This is a genomic window from Microbacterium sp. 5K110 (assembly GCF_005774735.1).
Lineage (GTDB): Bacteria > Actinomycetota > Actinomycetes > Actinomycetales > Microbacteriaceae > Microbacterium.
This window is the reverse complement of record NZ_VBUM01000168.1, coordinates 1-1,515: the sequence shown is the minus strand read 5'-3', so window position 1 is coordinate 1,515 and position 1,515 is coordinate 1. Positions and strand designations below refer to the sequence as shown.

At 70.6% G+C, this 1,515-nt stretch carries 1 protein-coding gene; it reads left to right on the top strand.

Annotated features, from left to right (window positions below):
- The first annotated feature begins 85 nt into the window (after positions 1-85).
- A protein-coding gene (locus FE256_RS17890) for an IS3 family transposase (protein WP_370428832.1) occupies positions 86-1,482 on the top strand; the annotation gives its coding sequence in 2 pieces (ribosomal slippage) (positions 86-422 and positions 422-1,482; 1,398 coding nt in all).
- Positions 1,483-1,515: the final 33 nt, after the last annotated feature.

Here is a 1,515-nt window from a genome sequence, read left to right as displayed (position 1 = left end):
CCCTGTGCGTCAGGATGGGGTGAGACACCAGCACTGCTGACCTTCGCACTGCACGGGGCGAGAACGGACCAATACTGAGATGACGATGACGGTTGCTGACGTCGGCACCGATGATGGGGCTATGGCTCCTCGTGCTGACCGGCCCAAGAGGCGGACGTTCACCGCCGAGTTCAAAGCGGCGATCCTGGCCGAGTACGACGCCGCGGACCGCTCTGGGCGTGGGGAGATCCTGCGCCGGGAGGGCCTGTACACCTCCCACATCATCGAGTGGCGCAAGGCCGCGGCCGCCGGCTCGCTGTCCGGGCTGGGCAGCAAGCCGCGGGACCGGCGCGAGCGGGAGCTGCAGGCGCTACGGGCCCGGGCGGAGAAGGCCGAGGCCGAGCTGGCCAAGACCAGGGCGGCGCTGGACCTGATGGGAAAAGCACACGCGCTCTTGGAGACGCTCTCCGAGAGCGCGGACAAGCCGCCGCGGTCGCCGCGGTGATCAACCCGGCCGTCGACGGGCTGGCCGAGCACGTCGGCACCGCGGCTGCGTGCGCGCTGCTGGGTCGCTCCCGCGCCAGTCACTACCGGGCCAAGAACCCGCCACCGCCACGTCCACGGACACCGCGGCCGGCACCGGCGAACAAGCTGTCCGCCGCCGAGCGGGCCCACGTGCTGGCCGTGTTGACCAGCCAGCGGTTCGCGGACAAGTCGGTCGCCCAGGTCTGGGCCACGCTGCTGGACGAGGGCACCTACCTGTGCTCGATGTCCACGATGCACCGGATCCTGCGCGAGCACGACATGGCCGGGGAACGGCGCCGGCAGGCGAGCCACCCGCCCCGGACCCGGCCCGAGCTCGTCGCGACGGCGCCGGGGCAGGTGTGGAGTTGGGACATCACAAAGCTCAAGGGGCCGGAGCGGGGCGTGTACTACGACCTGTACGTCGTGCTCGACATCTTCTCCAGGTTCGTCGTGGGCTGGACCATCGCGGCCCGCGAGGACGCCGAGATCGCCAAGAACCTGCTCGAGCACGCCATGGGCATCCATGGCGTGCCGGAGGCGATCCACGCCGACCGCGGGACCTCGATGACCTCCAAACCGGTCGCTCAGCTGCTCGTCGACCTCGGGGTGGCCAGGTCGCACTCCCGCCCGCACGTGTCGAACGACAACCCTTACAGCGAGGCGGCGTTCAAGACGCTGAAGTACGCCCCGGTCTTCCCCGAGCGCTTCGGGTCCCTGGCCGACGCCGGCGCGTTCGCCGAGCAGTTCTTCGCCTACTACAACCACGAGCACCGCCACTGCGGGATCGGGCTGCACACCCCCGCCAGCGTCCACTTCGGCACCGCCGGGCAGGTCCGCGCCCAGCGCCAGGCCACCCTGGACGCGGCCTACGCCGCCCGTCCCGAGCGCTTCGGCCACCGCCGACCCCAGGCGCCCAAGCTGCCCGAGGCCGCCTGGATCAACCAGCCCTCACAGGAGGCCCTCATACAGACCGCCTGACGGAATCTGTCTCACCCGCCTTGACACTTTCCG